Origin of the sequence: Ferrovibrio sp. (assembly GCF_036381655.1) — a bacterium.
Lineage (GTDB): Bacteria > Pseudomonadota > Alphaproteobacteria > Ferrovibrionales > Ferrovibrionaceae > Ferrovibrio.
In genome coordinates, this window is record NZ_DASVCJ010000035.1 from 1 (window position 1) to 1,743 (window position 1,743).

2 protein-coding genes are annotated in these 1,743 nt (G+C 62.7%); both read left to right on the forward strand.

Going from position 1 to position 1,743, the window contains the following annotated elements; genetic code table 11:
- The coding region (locus VF194_RS07190) for a hypothetical protein (protein ID WP_330889488.1) at positions 1-1,101 on the forward strand (1,101 nt) is incomplete at its 5' end.
- Positions 1,102-1,109: 8 nt separating this feature from the next.
- Positions 1,110-1,743, forward strand: a 634-nt coding sequence (locus VF194_RS07195; RefSeq protein WP_330889490.1) for a hypothetical protein, incomplete at its 3' end; no start/stop codon positions are given.

Here is a 1,743-nt window from a genome sequence, read left to right on the forward strand (position 1 = left end):
CTGGCGGTGATCAATTATTTCGCGCTCTGGCGCGAGTCGCCCCGGATTTCGCGCCTGCTGACATACGGGCTATCGGGGGTCGAAGTCATCATCATCGGTCAAATTGCCGCCAGTTTTCTTTTTCTCGTCGGCGAAGTGCACGTCTTTCGCAGGGGCCAAATTCGCGCACAGGGTTGGATCGGCGATGCGGCTGCCCTCGTTCTTGTGTTCTTCGTCATCTATCACACGCTGACCGAACGCTTCGTCCGGGCGTTCGTCGCCTGGCTCGCGCTGCTCATGATGGGAGGTAAAGCGGCCCTCGGCCTCGCCGTCCTGTCGGTGCCGATTGCGGCGACGGCGTCGGCGTGGCCGGCGCGCGTCCTGATCGGCGGCATACTGGCAGCAGCCACCGCCGTCATTTTGTTTACGAACGTCGTGTCCCGTCTGCCTGACCTGATCGATGGCGACCGGATTCCGCCGAAGGAGATTCCTCAGATTTCACCGGTGGAGGGAATTGGAACCAGCACATGGTCCAGACTGTCGCCAGACCAGCAGATGTTCCTGCGGTTGGTTCGGAATACCGGCGTGCTTCGGCTGGCCTCCATCGGGGCTGGATACGTACTTTTCTTGGATCATCCGCTGACTGGGGCAGGATACGGTTTGACGGCAGATCGGGTTCAAGAGGCCGCCAGAGTCGACGTATTCGGGTTGCAGGAATGCTGCGGCATTACCCCCACGCACTTCGAGTTCATCAATGGCATCCACAACCACGTCGTTCGACTTGCGGCGGAGATGGGACTGCCGGGCATTGCAATCGCGGTCGCCCTGGCCGCTTTCGTCGTGGTCCGTGCGAGCCGCCTGTACGTCAAACGGCGCCGTCATGCCTGTGCGGCGGCCGGCGATGGATTGGATGACATGGCGGCAGCCGGCGCGATCTGGGCGATTCTGTTCGTTCTCGTCCACCAAACGGGCGCGTGGCTGCTGCCGGGCAACATACAATTCCATTGGCTCACGCTCATGATGGGCATCATCAGCATGTGGTTGCCGGAAACGCGCCGGCATCTCCAACCCGCCGCGCCCTTGCGCGGGGATGCGGCGGTCGTGGGCTGCGTACACAAGTGAGTAACCGCGTGAAGCGATTCGTCCGGCCGGAGATCTTTCTGATCGCCGTCAACCTGCTCTGCGCGGCCGTCGGCCTCGTCCAGACATTGGTCGTAGCCGCGTCGCTCGGCGCGCCGGCCTACGCCGTCATAGGCATCCTCGTTGCCATAGCCAGCTTGATCGCGAACTTCTGGGACGTTCGCCTGTTCGACTTGGCGATGCGACTGCTCGTTCAGGCGCCGCCGGACGGGCAGGAGCCGGCGATCTACCGCAAGAGCGTCGCCCAGCTCACTCTCGCTTTCAGCGCCGCAATCGTTTTGCTTGCGGCGGCGACATCCATGCTGGTCGCGGCCTTTTCAGTCCATCTCTTCGTCGATCAGCCGGTCGCGCTCCGCTGGATCGTCGCGCAGGCGATGCTGACGGCCACCGCCAGCCTTCTCGGCACGGTGTTCGCCCTGCAGCGGCTGACAGAGCGGTTCTATGCGTTCGGAGCCGCCCGGATCGCACATCAGGTATTGGGGGCCGGCGTCATTCTTGGCAGCATTTGGCTGTTTCCGAATCTGGATGGCTATTTTGCAGGGGCGATTATCGCTGCATTCGGAAATCTGGTTGGCGCGCTCGTCGTGCTCGACCGGCTCTGGGCAAGCCGTCATGGCGTGCGGC